General features: G+C 42.2%; 15 protein-coding genes. 11 read left to right on the top strand and 4 right to left on the bottom strand.

The genetic code is table 11. The features are described from left to right. Window positions 1-109 precede the first annotated feature (109 nt). From rseP to JMX18_RS05180, 7 genes are all read left to right on the top strand, one after another. Window positions 110-1,486, top strand: a complete 1,377-nt coding sequence (gene rseP, locus JMX18_RS05210) for an RIP metalloprotease RseP (protein WP_201585300.1) — start codon at window positions 110-112, stop codon at window positions 1,484-1,486. Between the two features lie 263 nt (window positions 1,487-1,749). Beyond that, window positions 1,750-4,173, top strand: a complete 2,424-nt coding sequence (bamA, locus tag JMX18_RS05205; RefSeq protein ID WP_201585292.1) for an outer membrane protein assembly factor BamA — start codon at window positions 1,750-1,752, stop codon at window positions 4,171-4,173. 112 nt (window positions 4,174-4,285) lie between these two features. Next, window positions 4,286-5,302 (top strand): UDP-3-O-(3-hydroxymyristoyl)glucosamine N-acyltransferase, encoded by a 1,017-nt coding sequence (gene lpxD / locus JMX18_RS05200; RefSeq protein WP_201585290.1) that lies wholly within the window; start codon window positions 4,286-4,288, stop codon window positions 5,300-5,302. A gap of 160 nt (window positions 5,303-5,462) precedes the next feature. Further along, the gene (fabZ, locus tag JMX18_RS05195; RefSeq protein WP_201585288.1) at window positions 5,463-5,978 is read left to right on the top strand and encodes a 3-hydroxyacyl-ACP dehydratase FabZ; all 516 of its coding nucleotides are present in this window, start codon (window positions 5,463-5,465) and stop codon (window positions 5,976-5,978) included. A 111-nt stretch (window positions 5,979-6,089) separates the two neighbouring features. Further along, window positions 6,090-6,869: an acyl-ACP--UDP-N-acetylglucosamine O-acyltransferase gene (gene lpxA, locus JMX18_RS05190; RefSeq protein ID WP_201585281.1), complete on the top strand. Its 780-nt coding sequence runs from the start codon at window positions 6,090-6,092 to the stop codon at window positions 6,867-6,869. Window positions 6,870-7,109: 240 nt separating this feature from the next. Continuing rightward, the gene (locus JMX18_RS05185; protein WP_201585279.1) at window positions 7,110-8,633 is read left to right on the top strand and encodes a sodium-dependent transporter; all 1,524 of its coding nucleotides are present in this window, start codon (window positions 7,110-7,112) and stop codon (window positions 8,631-8,633) included. Window positions 8,634-8,679: 46 nt separating this feature from the next. Further along, entirely contained in the window at window positions 8,680-8,811 is a 132-nt protein-coding gene (locus JMX18_RS05180) for a methionine/alanine import family NSS transporter small subunit (RefSeq protein WP_201585277.1), read from the top strand. Window positions 8,812-8,985: 174 nt separating this feature from the next. Here JMX18_RS05180 and tgt read toward each other — a convergent pair whose 3' ends face one another. Beyond that, window positions 8,986-10,137, bottom strand: a complete 1,152-nt coding sequence (tgt, locus tag JMX18_RS05175) for a tRNA guanosine(34) transglycosylase Tgt (RefSeq protein ID WP_201585275.1) — start codon at window positions 10,135-10,137, stop codon at window positions 8,986-8,988. A 203-nt stretch (window positions 10,138-10,340) separates the two neighbouring features. Here tgt and JMX18_RS05170 point away from each other — a divergent pair, with 203 nt between their 5' ends. After that, complete coding sequence (locus tag JMX18_RS05170) at window positions 10,341-10,988, top strand: SOUL family heme-binding protein (RefSeq protein WP_265088814.1); 648 nt, start codon at window positions 10,341-10,343, stop codon at window positions 10,986-10,988. Window positions 10,989-11,061: 73 nt separating this feature from the next. On the opposite strand, the gene asd is transcribed toward JMX18_RS05170, so the two are convergent. After that, the gene (gene asd, locus JMX18_RS05165) at window positions 11,062-12,195 is read right to left on the bottom strand and encodes an aspartate-semialdehyde dehydrogenase (protein ID WP_201585273.1); all 1,134 of its coding nucleotides are present in this window, start codon (window positions 12,193-12,195) and stop codon (window positions 11,062-11,064) included. Window positions 12,196-12,573: 378 nt separating this feature from the next. Between asd and JMX18_RS05160 the strand changes: the two genes are divergently transcribed. Then, complete coding sequence (locus tag JMX18_RS05160) at window positions 12,574-13,692, top strand: endonuclease/exonuclease/phosphatase family protein (protein ID WP_201585271.1); 1,119 nt, start codon at window positions 12,574-12,576, stop codon at window positions 13,690-13,692. A 458-nt stretch (window positions 13,693-14,150) separates the two neighbouring features. Here JMX18_RS05160 and JMX18_RS05155 read toward each other — a convergent pair whose 3' ends face one another. Both JMX18_RS05155 and JMX18_RS05150 read right to left on the bottom strand, forming a co-directional pair. Then, a complete protein-coding gene (locus tag JMX18_RS05155) occupies window positions 14,151-15,551 on the bottom strand; it encodes a peptidylprolyl isomerase (RefSeq protein ID WP_201585263.1) in 1,401 nt (466 codons plus the stop codon). A gap of 226 nt (window positions 15,552-15,777) precedes the next feature. Further along, the gene (locus JMX18_RS05150; protein WP_201585256.1) at window positions 15,778-18,843 is read right to left on the bottom strand and encodes an LPS-assembly protein LptD; all 3,066 of its coding nucleotides are present in this window, start codon (window positions 18,841-18,843) and stop codon (window positions 15,778-15,780) included. 401 nt (window positions 18,844-19,244) lie between these two features. On the opposite strand from JMX18_RS05150, the gene JMX18_RS05145 reads away from it, so the two are divergent. Together JMX18_RS05145 and murU are read left to right on the top strand one after the other, a co-directional pair. Then, window positions 19,245-20,348, top strand: a complete 1,104-nt coding sequence (locus JMX18_RS05145; RefSeq protein WP_406947364.1) for an aminoglycoside phosphotransferase family protein — start codon at window positions 19,245-19,247, stop codon at window positions 20,346-20,348. Between the two features lie 59 nt (window positions 20,349-20,407). After that, window positions 20,408-21,136: an N-acetylmuramate alpha-1-phosphate uridylyltransferase MurU gene (gene murU / locus JMX18_RS05140; protein WP_201585245.1), complete on the top strand. Its 729-nt coding sequence runs from the start codon at window positions 20,408-20,410 to the stop codon at window positions 21,134-21,136. Window positions 21,137-21,209: the final 73 nt, after the last annotated feature.

The following is a 21,209-nucleotide window of genomic DNA, read 5'->3' as shown; positions in this document are numbered from 1 at the left end:
AGCAAAAGTGCCTAATATAATATAAAATAAAATAGCAAAAAATCAAACTATTACCTAGCCCGTTGATCGTTTTTTATCTAGATAGATTACCTCTAATTAAGAGAAGCTTATGACGTTTTTGTTGACGCTACTGGCTGCCATTTTTGTCCTGGGGCCATTGATTGCCTTGCATGAATGGGGCCATTATATCGTCGCAAGGTTGTGCGGTGTAAAGGTGCTGACCTACTCAATTGGCTTTGGGCCCAAACTCACCGGTTGGACTAGCAAAAAGAGCGGTATCGATTATCGAGTCTCTATGCTGCCTCTGGGCGGCTATGTCAAAATGCTGGATGAGCGTGAAGGCGAGGTACCAAAAGACGAGTTGCATCTGGCCTTTAATCGTCAGCATCCGCTCAAAAAGATTGCTATCGTGGCTGCCGGTCCGCTAATGAACTTTGTCATAGCCATCGCTTTATTTTGGGTGCTGTTCATCACTCCCTCTGAGCAGTTAGCGACTAAGATAGGACAAGTTATTCCAGATACGCCAGCAGCAATGGCTCAGCTGCCAGTAGGGGAGCAGATTGTCGCTATTGATGGTCATGAAGTGCAGACATGGGAAGCGATTAATTATCGCCTTGCTGGGCGTATGGGCGAGACTGATAATATTAGTATTACCTTACAACCTGATATGCAATCTAGCAGCGCCGCTACCACTTATCAAGCACCAGTAACCCAGTTTATGCAAGGCGATGCTGCCGGCAAAGACGCTTTAACTAGCTTTGGGATGCTACCATGGCAGCCTGATATAGCGCCTATTATAGGCGATCTCTCAGCAGATGGTGCCGCTAGTCTGCAGGGATTACAGGTCGGTGACCGTATTACGGCGATCAACGAGACGCCTATTAATGATTGGATTAGTGCGACTCGTATTATTCGTGATAACCCTGAAACCTTATTGAACTTTACAGTATTACGTGATGATAAGTCGCTACAGCTGCAAATCATGCCGCAAGGTAAAAAAGACAGCATGGGCAACGAGTATGGTCAAATAGGCGCTATGGTTGCGCAAACTGAAATTGTTATTCCTGATGAATATAAAACGACCGTAGTTTATAGCCCCGGTACAGCGCTGATAAAATCGTTTGAAAAAACTGAGCAGCTAGCAGTGATGACAGTGAGCTCGATGGGCAAAATGATCTCAGGAATGATAGGTCTTGAGAACTTATCTGGCCCCATTACCATCGCAAAAGTGGCTAAACAAAGCTTTGATATCAGCTGGGAGATGGTGTTATCTACCGCCGCTTTAATCAGTTTGAGTCTTGCGGTACTTAATCTATTGCCTATTCCTGTACTGGACGGTGGACATATTTTATATTATACCATTGAGTTAATCCGCGGCAAACCTGTGTCAGAAGGAGCGCAAATAGTAGGGTTTAATATCGGTTTACTCTTGCTGTTAGGTTTCATGGTGTTAGCAATTGGTAATGATATTAGCCGGCTATTTTAGTTAGGTAAGCCGTGACTTGTCGGTTCAAGCACGATACACTAACGCCTACGTACCAATCATACCTAAATTCTTAAATAACTACGATACGAGTATTATAGTAGTACGGCTGTACTAATAATAATTTTTAGTTTATTTTATGACGCGTTTTATATAAAGTATTCTGAGTTGCCCATGACTAGATTCTAGATATCAAAAGATGGGATAAAGCCAAATACGCTTTTTTAACTTAACTTAAGCAAGTTTTTTATTGACGGATAGTGTTTATGCATACGCCTTTATTTATGAGCGCGGCTGGGTTGCCGTTAGTGGTAGCAATGGCCACAATGAGTGTTTCAGCACAAGCTGCTGACTTTGTAGTAACAGATATTGGCTTCACTGGTCTACAACGTCTAACTCCTGACAGCCTCTACCCAGTTCTACCGATCTCGGTAGGAGATACCGTTACAGATAGTAGTCTTGCGGCCAGTATTAAAGCGTTATATGCCACTAATAACTTTGCAAATATCCAAAGTCGTGTTGAGGGTGGCCGCTTAGTTTTCGATGTGATTGAGCGTCCTATTATTGCTGAGGTTAATTTCGAAGGTAATAAACTTATCCCTAAAGAAGGCCTTGAAGAAGGCCTGAAAAATGCGGGGCTATCAGTAGGCGATGTGCTCATGCAGTCAACCTTACAGGGTGTGGCTAATGAGATTCAGCAGCAGTACATTAGTCAAGGTTATTACAATAGTAATATCGAAGTAGATCAAACGCTACTAGATGGTAATCGCGTCAAGCTTGAAGTGCGCTTTATCGAAGGTAAGCCTGCCAAGGTTGTCGATATTAATATTATTGGCAATAAGCATTTTAGCGATGATGATATTAAAGATGTCTTTGCGGTAAAAGAATCTTCGTGGACCAGATTACTATCTAAGTCTGATCGTTATGCTAAAGAGAAGCTAGCAGCGAGCTTAGAGAACCTAAAAGCTCTATACCAGAATGATGGCTATGTACGCTTTTCAGTTGATAATGCAGTCTTGAATATTAGCGAAGATAAAAGCAGCGTATTTATTGAAGTGAGTTTAACCGAAGGTGAGCAGTATCAGTTTGGTGATACTAGCTTCTTAGGTCAGCCGGTCTTAGACAAGGCTGAGCTACAAGAGTTGGTAACCTTTGCTCCTAACGAACAGTACTCTCAAGCGAATCTTGATGCTACTACAGCGGCGCTAAAAAATCGTTATGGTAATGAAGGCTATTATTTTGCCCAAGTTCGTCCAGTACCACGCATTGACGATGAAACGAAAATTGTCGATGTAGATTACTTTATTGATCCGGCTCGTCCTATTTATGTGCGCCGCATTAATTTTGAGGGCAACCTTGGTACCCAAGACGAAGTGCTGCGCCGTGAGATGCGCCAATTAGAAGGAGCGTTAGCCTCCAACAGAAACATACAGCTGTCACGAACCCGTTTGATGCGTACTGGTTTCTTTAAGACGGTTAATGTTGATGTGCAGCCTGTACCCAATCAGCCTGATCAAATCGATATTAACTATACAGTGGAAGAGCAGCCTTCTGGTAGCTCTACTATTGCTGCTGGTTACTCGCAAAGTGGCGGGGTGACTTTCCAATTAGATCTGACCCAAAACAACTTTATGGGTACGGGTAACCGAGTAAAAGCGGCTCTATCACGTTCTCAGACCCGCGATTCTTATAGCTTAGGTTATACCGATCCTTATTTTACTGAAAATGGAGTATCACAAGGGATTAGTGCCTATTATCGTGAAACTAAATACGATAGTAGAAACGTTAGTAACTATGTGACAGACTCTTATGGTGCGACTTTAAACTATAGTTATCCTGTTGACGAAACCAAACGCGTGAGCGCTGGTTTGAATATTGATAATACCGAAGTACGCGGTGGTAACCGTTTGGGAGTATCTAACGTTCAGCAACTTATTGATGACGGTGGTAAGTTTGAGAAGTTCACTGGTGAGTTTGACGGTCGTACTGGTTTCAGCAATGAATATACCACTTATAATTTGCTATTTGGTTGGGACTATAGCACGCTTGATCGTCCGGTATTCCCTACCAAAGGTATGAGCCATACCATTGATGCCACCATTGGCCTTGGTGATGCCAGTTATCAAAAAGCCATCTACCGCGGTAATATCTATTATCCCATTTATAAAGACTGGGTAGCACGGGGTTATACCAAGCTCGGTTACGGTAATGATTTACCGTTTTATGAAAACTTCTATGCTGGTGGTTACGGTTCGGTACGTGGTTATGAATCCTCAACACTAGGTCCTAGATCGCAAAGTTATTATGATGCGATCACTGACGAGATACGCTACCTTAAAGATGAAGAGGTCGGTGGTAACGCTCTAGCAACTTTTGGTGCCGAATTAATTTTACCGATGCCATTCAAGGGTGACTGGACCGATCAAGTACGTCCGGTATTATTCGCCGAGGGCGGTCAGGTATTTGATACCACTGATAAAGAAGATCGTACCTTTATTAATCCTAATACAGGCGAAGATACAGGTGTACCTTTATTATACCAAGATAATAAGCTGCGTTTTAGTGCTGGTGCTGGTATTACTTGGTATACCCCAATCGGTCCTATTTCATTGAGTTATGCGGTACCTATCGGTGATAAAGAAGGTGATGAGACTGAAAAAGTTCAGTTCCAGATTGGTAGTACTTTCTAGATGAGTTTAATAGCTCTTATCGATATTGAGATCTATGGAACTTGAACGAGCAGCCAAGCTGAGCTTTCAGCTTGGTGCTTAATTTTTTATACTGATAATATTAATACTTATTATGATAACGATTGAGCAGATTATCACTCAGATTGAACAGCGCCAGCCCGTGTTAAATAAAGATAAGCTGAGCGCTGAGCAGCTAGGGTTTACTTTAGACGGTGTTAGTAGCTTAAAAGACGCCAGTCATACGCAGCTAAGCTTTTTGGCTAATGCTAATTATGTAGCGAGCCTTGCTAGTAGTCAGGCGGGCGCAGTGCTAGTTACTGCAGACTATTATGAAGAAGTACCTAAGAACGTAGTAGCTATAATAGTCGCTAACCCTTATCTAGCTTATGCTAGCAGTAGTAAATTGTTTGTACGATTGGCAGCACCTTTGGAGATTCATCCCACTGCCATTATCGCTGACACTGCTATTATTGCTGAAGGCGTGACGATTGGGGCCTATTGTGTGATTGGAGAGCAGGTGCATATCGGGGCACGTAGTTGTCTTGATGCTCATGTGGTCATTGAAGCATACGCCAGCGTTGGTGAAGATTGTGTTATTAAACCCCAAGTTGTCGTAGCTCATAATTGTGTGATCGGTAACCATGTGCGGTTGCATACTGGTGTCAGTATTGGTGCTGAGGGTTTTGGATTTGCGCCGACAGTAGACCCTAGTGCCGATGGTTGGGAGCGTATTGCTCAGCTTGGGCGGGTGGTCATAGGTGACCATGTTCGTATTGGTAGTAATACTTGTATTGATCGCGGCGCTATTGACGACACAATAATTGGCAACCACGTTATTATTGACAACCTAGTACAAATAGCCCACAACGTCCACATTGGTGACGGTACTGCTATCGCTGCTAATGTAGGTATCGCCGGAAGTACTACAATTGGTAAGCGCTGTATTATTGGTGGAGCAGTCGGTATCAATGGTCATATTGAAATTACTGATGACGTGATATTATCAGGAATGACCATGGTGACTAAGTCCATTAAAAGCCCAGGCTCTTACTCATCAGGAACCGCTGCCATGCCTACAGCTAAATGGCGGAGAGCAGCAGTGAGGTTTCGTCAACTTGGCGACAGTTAAGAGTTGAAACGTAATCACCAAATGCACTAAAAATATTAAACCTGAAATGATAAATTCAAAATGATAAAGCCCATTGAGAATGACAGTAGACGTAAATTTAACGGCTACTTATACTCACCACAAACAGATGTATAATGCAATATAAGCAAGGAAGCAGACCATGAGCACTACTGAAGTCGATATTGAAACGTTAAATGATGAGCATATAAAATCTTTATCTGAGCAAGGCTTAACTTTGCCATTAACTTATCATACCCTTAAACATTATTTACCGCATCGCTATCCTTTTATGTTAGTCGATAAGGTGACAGCATGTAAACCTGGTGAGTGTATTACTGGCATCAAAAATGTGACTATCAACGAAGAGTTTTTTAATGGGCACTTTCCAGACGAGCCTATTATGCCAGGTGTGTTAATGATAGAGTCAATGGCACAAGTTTCAGGGGTTCTAGGGTTTATTAGCGCTGGTTTGACTGCAGAGGATGGTTATTTATATCTATTTGCAGGCGTTGATAAGGTACGCTTTAAGCGCCGTGTTATTCCTGGTGATCAATTAATAATTCGAGCAAAAAAAGTCATGCAAAAACGCGGTATCTATAAGTTTGACTGTACGGTACATGTGGAAAATGAATTGGCAGCGAGCGCGCAGGTTATGATAGCCCGTCAAGAACAATAACAGACTTTACTATGATAGCTTTGACCCATACTCTAAAGTTTGTAAAATAACAAATAAGATTAACCCTACTACTTCATCATTTTTTGCACCAGTGATACAAAGGCCTGTTTTATGAGTCAGATTCACCCTACAGCACTCATCTCACCATCTGCTACGATCGATGATACTGCCGTTATAGGGCCTTATTGCATCATTGGCGATGAAGTAACTATCGGGGCTCATACTGTCCTGCATAGACATGTGGTGGTATCAAAGCTGACTCGAATTGGTAAACATAATCAGATATTTCAATTTGCCAGTATTGGCGAAGACCCGCAGGATTTAAAATATGCAGGCGAGCGCACTTGGCTGGAGATTGGCGATCATAATACCATTCGCGAAGCTTGTAGCTTACATCGCGGTACTATACAAGACCAATGCCTAACTAAAATTGGTAATCATAACTTACTGATGGTCAACACCCACGTTGCTCATGATTGTCTTATTGGTGATCATAACGTATTTGCCAATAATGTCGGTATAGCTGGTCATGTGGTTATTGGTAGTCATACTATTGTTGGCGGCAACTCAGGTATCCATCAGTTTTGCCGAGTAGATGATTACAGTCTCATTGGCGGCGCCAGTTTGATCCTAAAAGATGTGGCTGCTTTTACTATGGTCTCAGGCAATCCAGCTCGAGCTCATGGCCTCAATATTGAGGGTATGCGCCGAAAAGACTGGTCACAACAAACCATCGATGTCTTACGTCAAGCCTATCTTACGGTGTTTAGATCAGGACTTACTACCGCTCAGTCTTTGGCAGTGTTGAAAGAAGAGCTGCTAGAAAAAGAGCCCAAGATACAGTTAATCATAGATTCTCTAGAGCACAGTCAACGAGGAGTAGTACGCTAGAACCTTTTATAACAGCATGATTTTAGCTAAAAATAATATTTGAGATTAAGCTATAACAAATTGTTATGGCTTTTTGTATTTATGAGTACTTGACTTTTGGCAATGATTAGCAGAAACTTTCTATTCATATATAGTAAGGTTACAGCAACTTATTTTAGCTGGCTTGTAGCTTCTTTGTTGATTCAGTCATTTTATAGTCTACTGGACTTAAATAGCCTACCATTATTTTAGGAGTATCGTATGGCAGAACAAAGGGAAAATTGGTCCAGCAGAACTGGATTTATTATAGCTGCTGTCGGTTCAGCAGTAGGATTAGGCAACATATGGCGTTTCCCTTATGTTGCTTATGATAATGGGGGCGGGGCATTTATGGTGCCTTATCTCATCGCCTTATTAACAGCGGGTATTCCGCTGTTATTTTTAGATTATATCGTAGGGCACAAATATCGTTCTGCGCCACCGCGTGCTTACAAAAAAATGATAAAATCTGCCCAGTTTATTGGTTGGTGGCAGACCCTTGTCTCTTTTGTGATAGCGATCTACTATGCCGCTGTTATCGTCTGGGCGGGCAGTTATATGCTCTTCTCATTCGGACAAAAGTGGGGTGAGGATACCACGACCTTCTTTGTTAGCGACTTTGTGCAGCACACTGGAGATTTGACTTCCGTATTCGTGCCGCAGATGTTTATAGGTTTGCTCATCGTCTGGGCGCTAGCCATACTGATTATGGCAGGCGGTATTCGTAAAGGGGTAGAGATTGCTAACAAGATCTGTATTCCACTCCTCATAGTACTGTTTGGCATCATGGTTTTCAAAGCCGTTAACTTACCCGGTGCTGAGGTTGGCCTAAATGCTTTCTTTGAGCCTAACTGGGAGCGGATGAAAGATCCTAGCGTCTGGCTTGCTGCTTATGGCCATGTGTTCTTCTCGCTATCGGTAGGTTTTGGTATTATGGTGACTTATGCCTCTTACCTTAAAAAGAATACTAACTTAACCGGCGCAGGTTTAGTGGTTGGTTTTGCTAACTCATCTTTTGAGTTAATTGCGGGTATTGGTATTTTTGCTGCCATTGGTTTTATGGCTATGTCCTCAGGTCAAGATGTCTCTGAAGTTGCTAGTGGTGGTGTAGGACTGGCATTCTTTGTATTCCCTAAGATCATCTCTACTATGGGTTCAAGTGGTGATTTTATTGGTTTCTTATTTTTTGGTTCTTTAGTGGTAGCGGGTATCAGCTCTCTAGTTAGTATTCTTGAGGTGCCTATTGCTGCTTTTCAGGATAAGTTTGTTTGGTCACGCCGCAAGGCTGTGGCTGTTATAGGCGGAGCGTGTGCTGTAATTTCAATCGCTGCTTTTTCTACCGGTAGCTCATTGGTATTAGTAGATGTAATAGATCACTTTGCTAATAATATTGGCATCGTTGCGGGTGGCTTGTTATCAATTATTTGGGTAACTTGGTTTAATCGCCATAAAATCCCAGGTCTACTGGATCATATCAACCGCATCTCTAGTGTCAAACTTGGTGGTGCTTGGGTATTTATGCTGACGGTTATCACTCCAACCGTATTGATCATTGCTTTAGGTCTAAAGCTTATTGAGCTGGTACAAAATCCTTATGAAGGTTACTCTACTACCATACTATTATTATTTGGTTGGGGCGTGGTGGTTTTCTTTGGATTAGGAGCTTTCATACTCACCCGTATGAGAGGTCTTCATGATGATGAAGACGATAAAGCTCGTGTCATTGATGACGCTTCTACTAGATAAGCATCCATAGCTGGCAGGTAGATTAAAACTTTAATAGGAAATTATTATGACAACTTCAGCGATTATTTTTATGATATTTTCAATGGTGCTGATATGGGGCGGTTTACTTGCGGCCATCTTGCACCTAAGAAAACATCCTGATATTCCCATGGATCAGGTACCTGATGACTATGTTTAAGTTCTTGGTTTAAGCTCTTGAAGTTTGAGCTCTTGGTTTAAGCTCTTGAAGTTTGAGCTCTATGTTTAATTCTTAAAGCTTTAAAAGATTTTAAGGCGCTCAAAATAAAAGACCAGTCAATATTTTTGACTGGTCTTTTAAATTAATATTATAAGATATTAGAACTCAAATAGATTAACGTAAATTTAGTTCAGGTACAGCTTGTCCACGTTTAGCATAGAACTCATTAACGAATTGATCAAAACTATCCTGCTCGATGGCCTCTCTAATCGCTACCATTAGACGTTGATAATAGCGCAAATTATGGATGGTCGCTAATTGGGCGCCCAGCATCTCTTTGCATTTATTCAGATGATATAAATAGGCACGACTAAAGTTCTGACAAGTATAGCAATCACATTCTGCATCCAATGGCCCAGTATCTTCCCGATATTGACTATTACGAATACGAACCACCCCTGCGTTTTCTGGGTTACCGGTAACGAAATAATGACCATTACGTGCGTTACGGGTCGGCATCACACAGTCAAACATATCGACACCACGGCGTACGGCTTCTACAATATCCTCAGGTTTTCCTACACCCATCAAATAGCGTGGCTTGTCTGCTGGCATAGCATGAGGGATATAATCCAACACGTCCATCATCTCCTCTTTAGGCTCGCCAACTGAGAGTCCGCCAATGGCATAACCATCAAAACCAATCTCAAGCAAACCCTCTAGAGACTGGTGGCGTAAGTCTGCATACATACTACCTTGAATAATACCAAAAAGAGCATTAGTGCTACCCAAGTTTTGATGCTCGTTAAGACAGCGCTGTCCCCAACGAAGGGACAATTCTAAAGATTTTTTGGCTTCATCGTGAGTAGCGGGATAGGGGGTGCATTCATCGAACTGCATGACAATATCAGAATTTAGACTATACTGAATTTGCATGGATTTTTCAGGAGATAAAAACACTTTAGCGCCATCAATAGGCGATTTAAAATGTACCCCTTCTTCAGTTATTTTACGCATCGCCCCTAGGCTGAATACCTGAAAGCCGCCGGAATCAGTGAGAATAGGCTTATCCCAGTGCATAAATTGGTGCAGCCCACCAAATTTGTCAATGATTTCAGTACCAGGGCGTAACCATAAGTGAAAGGTGTTGCCTAAGATAATATCAGCACCAATGGTTTCGATATCACGTGGCAGCATACCTTTGACCGTCCCATAAGTACCAACGGGCATGAAAGCAGGCGTTTGTACATCGCCATGATTGAGATGAACGGTGCCGCGGCGCGCACGAGTTTCACCGCTAGCAGTTTTATGGAGAGTAAATTGCATATAATAATCACTACTTAAGCTATAAAAAATGACGCTAATTATAGCATTTATAATCGGAGCTGTTGCTTGGAATATATCGCCCTGCTATAAGTCAGGAAGTTAAAGCTTATACCAAAATAGCACAGACAATAGGATGAGGTGATTGCTAAGGTAAGAAGAGATTAAACTTGTTTTTGATTGCCGTTTTACCCATGGAGATTGATTTGAAAACTATAGTATCAGTATCTCTACTACTTGGCAGTTTGTTATTTATTTCAGGAGCCGCTATGGCCGTTGAAGAGCCTAATTATACGATTTTATTGCAGGATAATGATTTTGAGCTACGTCGTTATGATGCGCAGTTGGTCGCTCAAACTTGGGTTACAGGCGATCAAGACTCTGCCAGTCGTCAAGGTTTTAAAACCTTAGCAAACTATATTTTTGGTAACAATACCGCCGATAATGGTGATAGTAGCAAAATTAGTATGACAGCACCGGTCAAGATGCAGCAAGCTGACCAAAGTGTCTCACAGAAAATAGCTATGACTGCTCCAGTGAATATGCAGCAACAAGACGATAAATGGCGTGTACGCTTTGTTATGCCTAGTCAATATACGATGCAGACTTTACCAAAACCCAATAACGCTGAAGTGACTATTATTGAGGTTCCTGCGCAGACTTATGGCGTGATCAAGTTTTCAGGATTAGCTGGCAGCGAAAAAGTAGAAGCCAAAACAGAAGCGCTGAAAACTTGGATGCAGAGACAAAGCCAAAAGCTAGATATTATAGGTAATCCTGAACTGGCAAGATATAATCCGCCATGGACGCTACCGTTCTTGCGTCGTAATGAAGTTATGATTCAGTATCAGTAATTTATTAGACAAATATAGCGTATAAAAAAGACAGCCTAGGCTGTCTTTTTTATATTAAAGTTAATCAGAACTTTTAGCTGTTTTGCTCGCGGATAATATTTAGCATCCGGCGTAGCGGTTCTGCTGCACCCCAGAGTAACTGGTCACCGACCGTGAATGCTCCTAAATACTCGCCGCCCATTTTGAGCTTGCGCAAACGTCCAAGTGCAACCGTTAATGTACCGGTAACGGCTACTGGTGTTAGACGGTTCATGGTTGCCTCTTTATCATCTTCAACCACATCAAGCCACTGATTGCCGCTATTTTTAAGAGCCGCTTCGATTTCTTCTAGTGGAATATCTTTTTTGAGTTTAATAGTTAACCCTTGCGCATGACAACGCATCGCTCCCACACGTACACACATACCATCAATGGGAATGCTGTTTGCTTCAGAGTTGCCAAGGATTTTATTGGTTTCGACACCGCCTTTCCATTCTTCACGAGATTGCTTGTTTTCCAACTGCGCGTCGATATAAGGAATCAAGCTACCAGCTAATGGTACACCGAAGTATTGTTTAGGAAAGTCATCCGAGCGCTGAGTCTGAGCAATTTTCTTATCGATATCTAGAATAGCGCTGGCAGGGTCAGCCAGCTCATCTGCGACGGCGTCACGCAACACACCCATGCCTTCGATTAGCTCGCGCATGTTATTGGCACCTGAGCCACTAGCTGCTTGATAGGTCATGGCGCTGACCCACTCAACCCAGCCTTTATTGAAGAGCTCACCAATGGCCATCATCATGAGCGAAACCGTACAGTTACCACCGATAAAATCTTTTTTGCCGTCAGCTAGCGCTTGATCGATAACGTTACGATTGACTGGATCTAAAATAATAATACTATCTTCATCCATTCTTAGCGTACTTGCCGCATCTATCCAGTAACCTTCCCAGCCACCATCACGTAGCGGCTGATGTACTTTCTGGGTATAGTCGCCACCTTGACAGGTAATAATGACATCACAAGTTGCCAGTGCTTCAATATCATGAGCATCTTTAAGTTTACTGGGCTCAATACCATCGAATTTCGGAGCGTCGCCACCTGCATTACTGGTCGAAAAAAACACCGGCGTAATACCAGCGAAGTCTTTTTCCTCTATCATCCGTTGCATCAGCACTGATCCTACCATACCACGCCAGCCGACTAAGCCTACTGTTAAATTACTCATGAAAACCAATCCTCTTTTGCAGTTATTTTTTGCTTCAGTCAATTTGAACTGTCAACCGTTAACAATGCCGTGAATAACACTAAAAAGCAAGGGATTTTAGATAAATTTAATTGCTTTTAGGTATTATCCTTTATATCTATTATGAGTTTAAAATCTATCCAGCCCTAGCAGAATGCAGCTTTAAGCAATAGAAAATTGTAACGTTTTATGCTGTGAGCACATTAATTGATTACCGATAGTATGCGATTGTATTATGAGATGCTAAAGTAAGCATAAAGGCGTCAGATTGAATGAGAGCTTGTAGGATTAATTCATTAAATCAACTAAATATCTAGTTGCTGATATAACTATCAATCTAATAAGTGATTAACAAATATTATGGATTTATCTTTGCTATATTATGGCGTACAGGGACTAGCAGCGCTGATTACCTTTCTAACGGTTTGGGGTTGGTTACCGCTTGATAACTGGTGGGTACGTGGGGTGGAGTTTCCGCGGATTCAAATCTTAGTACTAGGGCTTGTTGCTTGGTTCGTCATGCTGTTTTTTTGGTCAGAATGGCAGATAGGGCAAGGGTTGTTATTTTTGCTATTAAGCGTGGCTTTAGCATTCCAGCTAAGAATGGTACTACCTTATACAAAGTTATGGAAAAAAGAAGTTAAGCAAGCTAAAGACAAACCTGAAGGTAAAGCTCATCAATTAAAAATTATAGTGTCAAATGTATTAACACCTAATGATGAGACTCATAAGCTGGTGAGCTTAGTCCAGCAGAAACAGCCTGATGTCTTAATCACTCTTGAATCAGATAAAAAATGGGAGACGGCGCTCAAGGAGATAGAACCTGACTATCCTTATAGCGTAAAAGTGCCGCTGGATAACCTTTATGGTATGCATCTGTATTCTAAGCTTGAGTTGATAGAGCCGGAAGTCAAATATCTGATGATCGATGATATTCCCTCTATTCATACGCAGATACGCTTACAAGGTGGGCGTATCATCTGGTTATACTGTTTGCATCCAATGCCGCCCAGCCCAACGGAAGCCGACAAATCTACTACTCGTGATGCCGAGTTATTAATGGTTGGTCGTCATATTAAAGATAATAATCAAACCGCCATACTAGCAGGGGATCTCAATGACGTGGCTTGGTCAAAGACTACCCGCCGTTTTCAACGTATCTCAGGGCTGCTTGATCCACGTATTGGGCGCCATTTTATTAATACCTTCCATGTAAAGTATCCTTTTTTACGCTGGGCCCTTGATCACATTTTTCATAGTGCTTGCTTTACCGTAGTAGATATCCAGCGTCTACCCTCTATTGGCTCTGACCATTTTCCAGTATTAACGACGTTGCAATATGAGCCAGAAGAAGCTCCCAAACAAGAGCAAAATGCGCCTACCACTGATGCAGAAGATATGAAGGAATCTGAGCATAAAATAAAAGCAGGTAAAGAAGAAGGTAAAAAAGTCTCAAAAGAACATGCAGAAGAAAACTAAGTCTAGTATAAAGCTAGCTACTACAGAATATTGTAAGCAAAAGCTTACAATAAATAGAGTTTTTAGCTTCTAGTTTGCTTTAGAGGATTGGCATAAAATACTATTATCAGCACAAGGAGAGGTAAGGATACGGTGCTGAGACAGCAGCACGAATATACAGGTCAGCCCACTGTAATAAGTTGCTGTTATGACTTGGGATAAGTCAGCAAGGAAGAGAATAATAATAAAACGCAAGCTCATGGCCCCGAACTAATCGCCCAAAGTTCGGGGTTTTTTATTGCTTAATAATAAATATTCATAGTTGTATAGGTGTTTTTTCTTAATTAAGTAACTTGTTTACGGGTGGGGCACCACTAAATAAAAAAGGCATAAGCGCTTGCTCATACCTTTTTGTTATTCATTAAGATTTAAAGATTTTTACTCTGTGCGATCTATATCGTTAGCTAAAAGTAAGCATCTTATTCAAATACTTGTATATAAGCACCAGCACGTAGCTCTTGTAGCCAGTCTTCACGGGCTTGAGGCGCTAAACGTTGATACAAAGCTTGACGAGCCATATTGCGACGGTATTCATTGGTAACATCTTGTTGACGTTGGCCTTCAACTTTTAGGATATGCCAGCCGAACTGGGTTTTAAAAGGAGTAGAGTAGTCACCAACGGTTGTCGTTTTCATAACCGCTTCAAATGGCCCAATCATATCACCATCACTGACCCAGCCCAGATCACCACCGCGGCCCGCTGAGCCTGGGTCATCTGAATAAGTAGAAGCTAACGCTTTAAAGTCAGCGCCTTGACGTAGCTGTTCGTATAGATCATTGATCTTTTGTTCAGCCAGGGCGTCAGTTTGAATCTCATCGACCTTAACTAAGATATGACGGGTGTTCCACTGCGGAATGATAGTTTTATCATCAGATTTTTTATCAGCGAGTTTAACAATATCGATACCCTGAGGTGTTACAAGTGGCGCACTTACGGCTCCTACCTCAAGTTTAGTGATTTCACTGGCAAGCTCAGTGGGTAAAGAAGCGGCTTTATGAAAGCCCATATCACCACCTTGAATTTCTATAGGATAGTTGCTTTGAGCTTCTGCAATAGCAGTGTCGACATCTACGTTGGGTTGCTGTAAACGGGTACGTAGAGTCTGCGCAATCTTTAATGCTTCATCACGTTGTGCTTGTGACAAACGATTATAATCATCTAAATAAGGAATACGAATATGAATCGTTTGGTATTCATTTTGGTTAAGACGTTTGGCTTCAGGCGATGCTAAAAATGCATCGATATCTTGCTCGGTAATGCGAACCCGGCTACTAATTTGACGCTGCTGTAAAGATTGAATCGCCGCATCCTCTATAAGGCTGGCTCGTAACGCTGCATAGCTGCCTGGCTGCGAAGCGTCTAAGCGCTGCTGTAGCTCTGAGATGCTGTTGAGTCCTTCGGCTTGAGCGATTTGAGTAAGGCGTTGATTAATCGCCGCCTCATCAGGTCGAAGTCCAACACGGTTAATCAATGACAATTGCAGTTCGCGTAGAACTAAAGCATTTAATACCTCAGATTGCAGCTGCGCAGAATTGGGTATGGATTCACCAGTGGCTTGTGCTCGTGCTTGAGTCTGAGCAATAGCATTAATTAAGTCGCTTTTTAGAATCACGTTATCATTAACTAAAGCGATGATGCCATCAGTACTGTTCGCCGAGTTTAGACGAGGGCTGCTCTGTTGGTTAGTAGCAGGCTGGGCATTACTTGCATTAGTAGCATCGACTGTGGCTGCTTGGGCGTTGATACTTAGCAAAAGAGCAGCGCTCATGCCAGAAAATACTACCGCACGGCTGGTCTTGCGTAAAGAAAAAAATCTCATGATGCTCCTCGTCAATGTCATTGCACTGGATATTCTTGGATTAACATATCCACTCAATAAAACTGTCTATATTATATAAAAAGGTTAAACCATTGTTTCAATATTGAACTTGGTATTATTTCTTAACTGGTTTGCTTGGTTAAGGTTAAGCTAGCCATTAGTATATTATCAACTGGATTACTTACTATATAAGCTGCTGCGTTAACTCTTCGATGATTGGTACTTTCTAGTCTTTCCACGCGCTCTGTACAGGCTCAAACCCCAATACCTTCTCTGATAATAAACGGGTTAAGCGTCCACTACCACCACCTAAGCCATTTAGCCTAATCTCAGCCATAATAGCTTGAGTAGGTTCATCTTGGATATTTAAATCGTTATAATAACGGCGCCCATAGACGGCAAAACCAAAGCAGCAATCCTCATAGTCAACCCCAACAAGCGCATCCAACATTTTATTACGCCGATGATCGTATTGACCTTGGGCTAATATACGCCAGTTATTACTTATAGGGAAAATGGTAGACGCTGTTAACGCTGATAACGGCAACTGATTGGTGTTTCTATCGCGTTGACGCTTGACGAAGCCTACATTAAATAAGCTATTATCGGTTGGCTGGTAACGTAGCTCAGTTGTGATATAGTTTAGATCATAACTGTTAGTAAAGGCACCACTGACATCAACCCAAACATTATTATAAGGTTGAGCGCTAGCATCCCACACTAGGCCTGACGAAGAATCACTAAATACTGGCGTTTGGTCCTCTAAAGTCACTCGGCCATCATCAATATAATACTGCTCTGCGATGTTACCATCAAAACGTGTCACGCCCGTTGCATCGATGTAACTATAATTAAGGCCAGCAGTAAAGGCATGTAAGTCCTGCAGACGATCCTTTCCTAAAAACCAACTGTCTGAAAACAGCTGCTCATAATTGATCGACGCAATACGAGTATTGAAGTTTGGAATATCATTTTGATCTTCATAGGGCGAGTAAGTGTATTTCAGGCGTGGACTAAGCAGTTGATAGCCGCCTAAACTGTTATCAAAAGCACCGAAAGGTGAACCAGCTTGGTATAAGTTCAAGCCTGCATCGATACTAGCTTGAGGTACGAATACGGACTGACTGCCATCCTCTTTACTCAGTAAATTATCTTCTAAACTGTCTTCATCGTATGAAGTATATAAATGCTGTAAGCTTACTTTTGGTTTGATATAGCCCCATGGTTTCTCTAATGGGTAGGAGGCGCTTAGTTTATTATAAACACGTACACCACTTTTCTCATTTTCTGAGCCATCATCTATAGATTTCTTAAAATAAGCTGAGTCATGAGTACCAGTGATATCAAAGCTATTTAGCCAAGGCAGACGATAGTTGAGACTAAGTTGTGGCAAACGTGAGTAAGGCTTATCTTTATCTTGTAAAGCCTCGCCAGTATTGGTAAAGGCGTCCAAGGTTTGGAAAGTTTCAACCTTAAGCTCTCCTGTAACATAGTCATTATAGTAGTTAAGGCGTGCCCGTCTAGGTAAATTCACGGTATTACTTGATAGCCCTAACGTATCGAAATCATTAAGATAATCCGCATCAGAGACGTAGCTATATTTAGCATCACCGCTTAGGCGTGGAATACTATTAGATGACCAGTAATGATCATAGAAAAGACTGCTTCGGTCCTCATCATTATATTCTTTATCATTCGGCAAATAAGAACCGTTAAGAATACCGCCACCATACTCTTCAGTTAGATAGCGAAACTCACCTGAAATCATAGGGTTTCGGCTGGTATAGATACGAGTGTTCAGGGTCGCATCATAATTGGGCGCTAAGTTTAGATAATAAGGGACATCGACTTCCAAGCCACTCTCACTGCCGATACTAGCACTTGGTACTAAGAATCCACTGCTACGGCGCTCATCGATAGGAAAGTTGAAATAAGGCAAGTAAAATACTGGAACGTCAGCGATACGGAATGTGGTATTGCGGGCTTCACCGCGGCCCGTATCAGTATTTAAATCGATACTTTTTGCTTCTAATTGCCATTTACGATCAGTAGGTGGGCAGGTGGTAAACATCACCTCATCAAGCTCATACTGGCTCTCATTAGGACGGTTCAAACGCTTAGCATAGCCATGTGATTGCATGGGTACGCTGGCATAAGCCACGCCATGAGCAGTCGCTTGCCCACTTTCTGTATTGTAAGCTAAGCTGTCGGCTACCCCAATTAGCCCCCCTTGAGAAACAGCTTCGGTCGAGCTCATCTCATCTTCGGCGCCGCGCTTATCTGCCGTAGCTCGGCTTTGACCATTACCGACAGCTTGGTCGGTAAACATAACGTTACCTTGAGCACCTGCCACTCCAGTGGCTCTATTTATGAGCACCTTATCGGCTTCTATGTGCTGGTTACCTTGGTCGACAATGACATTACCTGACAACTCAGCATAGTCGATATTGTCATAATAACCATAATCAGCTTCTGCAAATAAAGCCGCCTGAGCATTAGTAGTCTTCAAGCGCTCAGTCATCTGGTCGTTAGTAGCATTGGCTTCATCGACAGCGCGCTGATAATTTGGATTGCGAGTAGGATATACCCACTGACCTTCGCAGCGTTGGGAGCTATCTACTGTGCGCGGGACTAAGTTTAAATTATTACCTAGCTTTTGAATGGTTTGGGGATCTTTTTGTAGGCTGTCTTGAGCATCGATAGCTATATTTTTATCATTTTTAGAGCGAAGCTCAGATACATCAGTATCAGGACGCAACTCATAGAATTCGGCTAAACGTACTAGGCTTTGTTGAATACTTTCATCTTCAGCTTTTAAGCGCTTACCATCAGCTGCTTGTTGTTGGTCGATTGAATCTTCGGCAACGGCTTCTTTAGCTATAGTATCGTTACTATCATTATCCTCTGTAGGATATTGCTCATCAAAACCAGCCGTGTTGCTCGCCGTGATATCGTCACTGTTGTCGGTAATAGGCGTTATGGTAATGGCTTGATTAACGTAGTCTTCATCGTCAACTGACTGACTGTTAGCAATTGATGAATCGTTGGTAACTAAATGATTGTCGTCAGCTAAAACTCTAGGGGCAACAGACTCACTGTAATAGGTGCTATCAGTATAGGAGGTGTTATTAAATTCAGCTTGAGTATCAACGATAGTGGGGCTATCAGCAACGAGTGCCGCCGCATTAAGGTTATCATCGTCGATAGTAGCTGCACTGACGGTCAAGCCAGTTAAGCTCAAGGCACCAAATAAAATCATGCGAATGCTTTGGTAAAGCGGAGAATATAACAAGGGCACACCTATGATTGTAGAGCCTATTGGGTTACGGTAACGAGTGAATGGCTAAGCACTTACTTTCTAAGCTACATATCTTGACGACTTATGATAGTCAAAAAAAATCAAATCAGCTACACTATTCACCAAATTTTATAGTCTAGCAAGGCGTTTCTTATATAAATGCTTATAAAACCTAAATAATACTATAAAATAACAGTGATTCAATCGTCATCTGAGGTTATAAAAGTTTATAAAAACACTTGATAGCCACGGATTAAGGGTCATTTTAGCAAGTATTTGTTCCAATAACTGCTAAATTTTCCGTTGAGTCGATTGTTTTGGCTGATTCTAGACAGCCTTATTTATACATCTCTTTTCATCTTAATTATTAACTTACGACATCTTCTATGACTACTATGACTGACATGACCGACGATTCCCTTAATACTGTGACAGCCTCTGCAACCCACAAAACACGGCACCAACAATTACAGCAATGGCTAAATCAGGTCTTTGTTGGGCAAGACTCTACTCTTCATAGCTTGCCTGGCGATGCCAGCGCTCGTCAGTATCACCGTTTGCAACTAACAGGTAGTCAGGGGGCGCCGGCGCGCTATATTGTCATGGATTCTGCTGATGAACAAGAGGCCATGCAGCAATTTATCAATGTCGCTAAGCTAATGGCACCCGCTATTAATGTACCAGAGCTGATAGCGCAAGATATTCGCCAAGGGTTTTTAGTATTACAAGATTTTGGTACGACGGAGTTTGCTCATTTATTGGTTGATGCTAATACTGAGCAAGTAAATGATTATTATCAGTTAGCTATGCAAACCCTAATAGCCCTACAAAAAATACCGGTTGAGACTGCTCGAATCCAGCACCAGTTGCCCGATTATGATGCTCATACGCTTAACCGAGAAATGGATTTATTCCGTGATTGGTTCGTTCCTTTCATTGGTGCCAATCTCGATGAAAATATTTGGAGCAATCTGAAGTCAGCTTTGATAACCGCTATTTTGGCTCAGCCAGCGGTGATTGTGCACCGAGATTATCACAGTCGTAATCTCATGCAAGATCAGAACGATCATTCAGCTTTAGGGGTGATTGACTTTCAAGATGCCGTTATTGGGGCTTATAGCTATGATCTGGTATCACTAATACGAGATGCTTATGCCGAGTGGCCAGAGGCGCAGGTTGTGCAGTGGATGAATGACTTTTGGCAAATGCAGCAGCAAGCTGGGCTAGCTAGCGCTGATAGCATTGAACAGTTTATAAAGGATGTCAACATCATGGGCGTTCAGCGCCATTTAAAAGTGCTAGGTATTTTTATTCGCTTGTTACAGCGTGATGGCAAAGACCGTTATTTGGCTGATATTCCAAAGGTTATGGGCGATTTAATCCTTGAGCTTGATTGGCTTAGCGAGCAGGGTAGTGCAGAGCTTAAACAAGCCATACAGCCATTTTATAACTGGCTACAAACGCAGGCTATGGTTGGCTATAAAATTAAATTTCTCTAAAAAGCCTGAATCTAACCTTTATCCTAAAATTAAATCTAATTAGATGAGCAGGAGCCACCATGAGTGCAATAACGCAAGCGATGATCTTGGCAGCGGGCAAAGGGACTCGTTTACGCCCATTAACGCTTGAGACCCCAAAACCTTTGGTCGAAGTGGGCGGACAACCCTTGATTGTTTGGCATATTAAAGCTCTGCAAGCCGCTGGCATTACTGACATTACGATTAACGCTTCTTGGCTGGCAGATAAGTTAATGGATGCTTTAGGGGATGGTTCAGAGTATGGGGTAACTATACATTGGTCAGTTGAAGCCGAAGAGCCGCTTGAGACTGCTGGGGGGATTTTTCAGGCATTGCAAACGGGTAAATTACAAGATGCGCCGTTTATTCTCATCAACTCTGATATATGGAGCAGTTATGATTTCAGCCAATTGGTTGACTATCAATTAGGGAATGATCAGCGCGCGCACCTGTTGCTTATTGATAATCCTGAGCATAATAGTGGCGGCGACTTTGCTATCAATAATGGGCTCGCTAGTGAACAGCCGATTGCTGATGCCGATAAATATACCTTTGCTGGGATTAGTGTGATGTCGCCGAGTTTGGTTGATGGACTGGTTACAGGTCAACCTGCCGCCCTTGCGCCACTGCTTAAGCAGGCGATGCTGAAGTTTCAAATCACTGCTGAGGTGATTACTGATAATTGGATAGATGTCGGTACGCCTGAGCGCTTGACTCAGATAAATAATTTTATTGACAATAAAGGTACCAGCAATCATCAAGGCGCTTGAAGTTGACCACTGATACTTAAAACTAAAACCAAAGTTTTTGACAAAAAGAGCGCTGTGCTTATGATTTAGCACG

Origin of the sequence: Psychrobacter jeotgali (assembly GCF_904846315.1) — a bacterium.
Lineage (GTDB): Bacteria > Pseudomonadota > Gammaproteobacteria > Pseudomonadales > Moraxellaceae > Psychrobacter > Psychrobacter jeotgali.
The sequence above is the reverse complement of the archived record's forward strand: the minus strand, read 5'-3'. Positions and strand labels throughout refer to the sequence as shown.

What these genes read in the sequence shown, in the direction of transcription:
- rseP (WP_201585300.1), top strand. Translation starts at nt 110, where the DNA reads ATGACGTTTTTGTTGACGCTACTGGCTGCCATTTTTGTCCTGGGGCCA.
- bamA (WP_201585292.1), top strand. Translation starts at nt 1,750, where the DNA reads ATGCATACGCCTTTATTTATGAGCGCGGCTGGGTTGCCGTTAGTGGTA.
- lpxD (WP_201585290.1), top strand. Translation starts at nt 4,286, where the DNA reads ATGATAACGATTGAGCAGATTATCACTCAGATTGAACAGCGCCAGCCC.
- fabZ (WP_201585288.1), top strand. Translation starts at nt 5,463, where the DNA reads ATGAGCACTACTGAAGTCGATATTGAAACGTTAAATGATGAGCATATA.
- lpxA (WP_201585281.1), top strand. Translation starts at nt 6,090, where the DNA reads ATGAGTCAGATTCACCCTACAGCACTCATCTCACCATCTGCTACGATC.
- JMX18_RS05185 (WP_201585279.1), top strand. Translation starts at nt 7,110, where the DNA reads ATGGCAGAACAAAGGGAAAATTGGTCCAGCAGAACTGGATTTATTATA.
- JMX18_RS05180 (WP_201585277.1), top strand. Translation starts at nt 8,680, where the DNA reads ATGACAACTTCAGCGATTATTTTTATGATATTTTCAATGGTGCTGATA.
- tgt (WP_201585275.1), bottom strand. Translation starts at nt 10,137, where the DNA reads ATGCAATTTACTCTCCATAAAACTGCTAGCGGTGAAACTCGTGCGCGC.
- asd (WP_201585273.1), bottom strand. Translation starts at nt 12,195, where the DNA reads ATGAGTAATTTAACAGTAGGCTTAGTCGGCTGGCGTGGTATGGTAGGA.
- JMX18_RS05160 (WP_201585271.1), top strand. Translation starts at nt 12,574, where the DNA reads ATGGATTTATCTTTGCTATATTATGGCGTACAGGGACTAGCAGCGCTG.
- JMX18_RS05155 (WP_201585263.1), bottom strand. Translation starts at nt 15,551, where the DNA reads ATGAGATTTTTTTCTTTACGCAAGACCAGCCGTGCGGTAGTATTTTCT.
- JMX18_RS05145 (WP_406947364.1), top strand. Translation starts at nt 19,245, where the DNA reads ATGACTGACATGACCGACGATTCCCTTAATACTGTGACAGCCTCTGCA.
- murU (WP_201585245.1), top strand. Translation starts at nt 20,408, where the DNA reads ATGAGTGCAATAACGCAAGCGATGATCTTGGCAGCGGGCAAAGGGACT.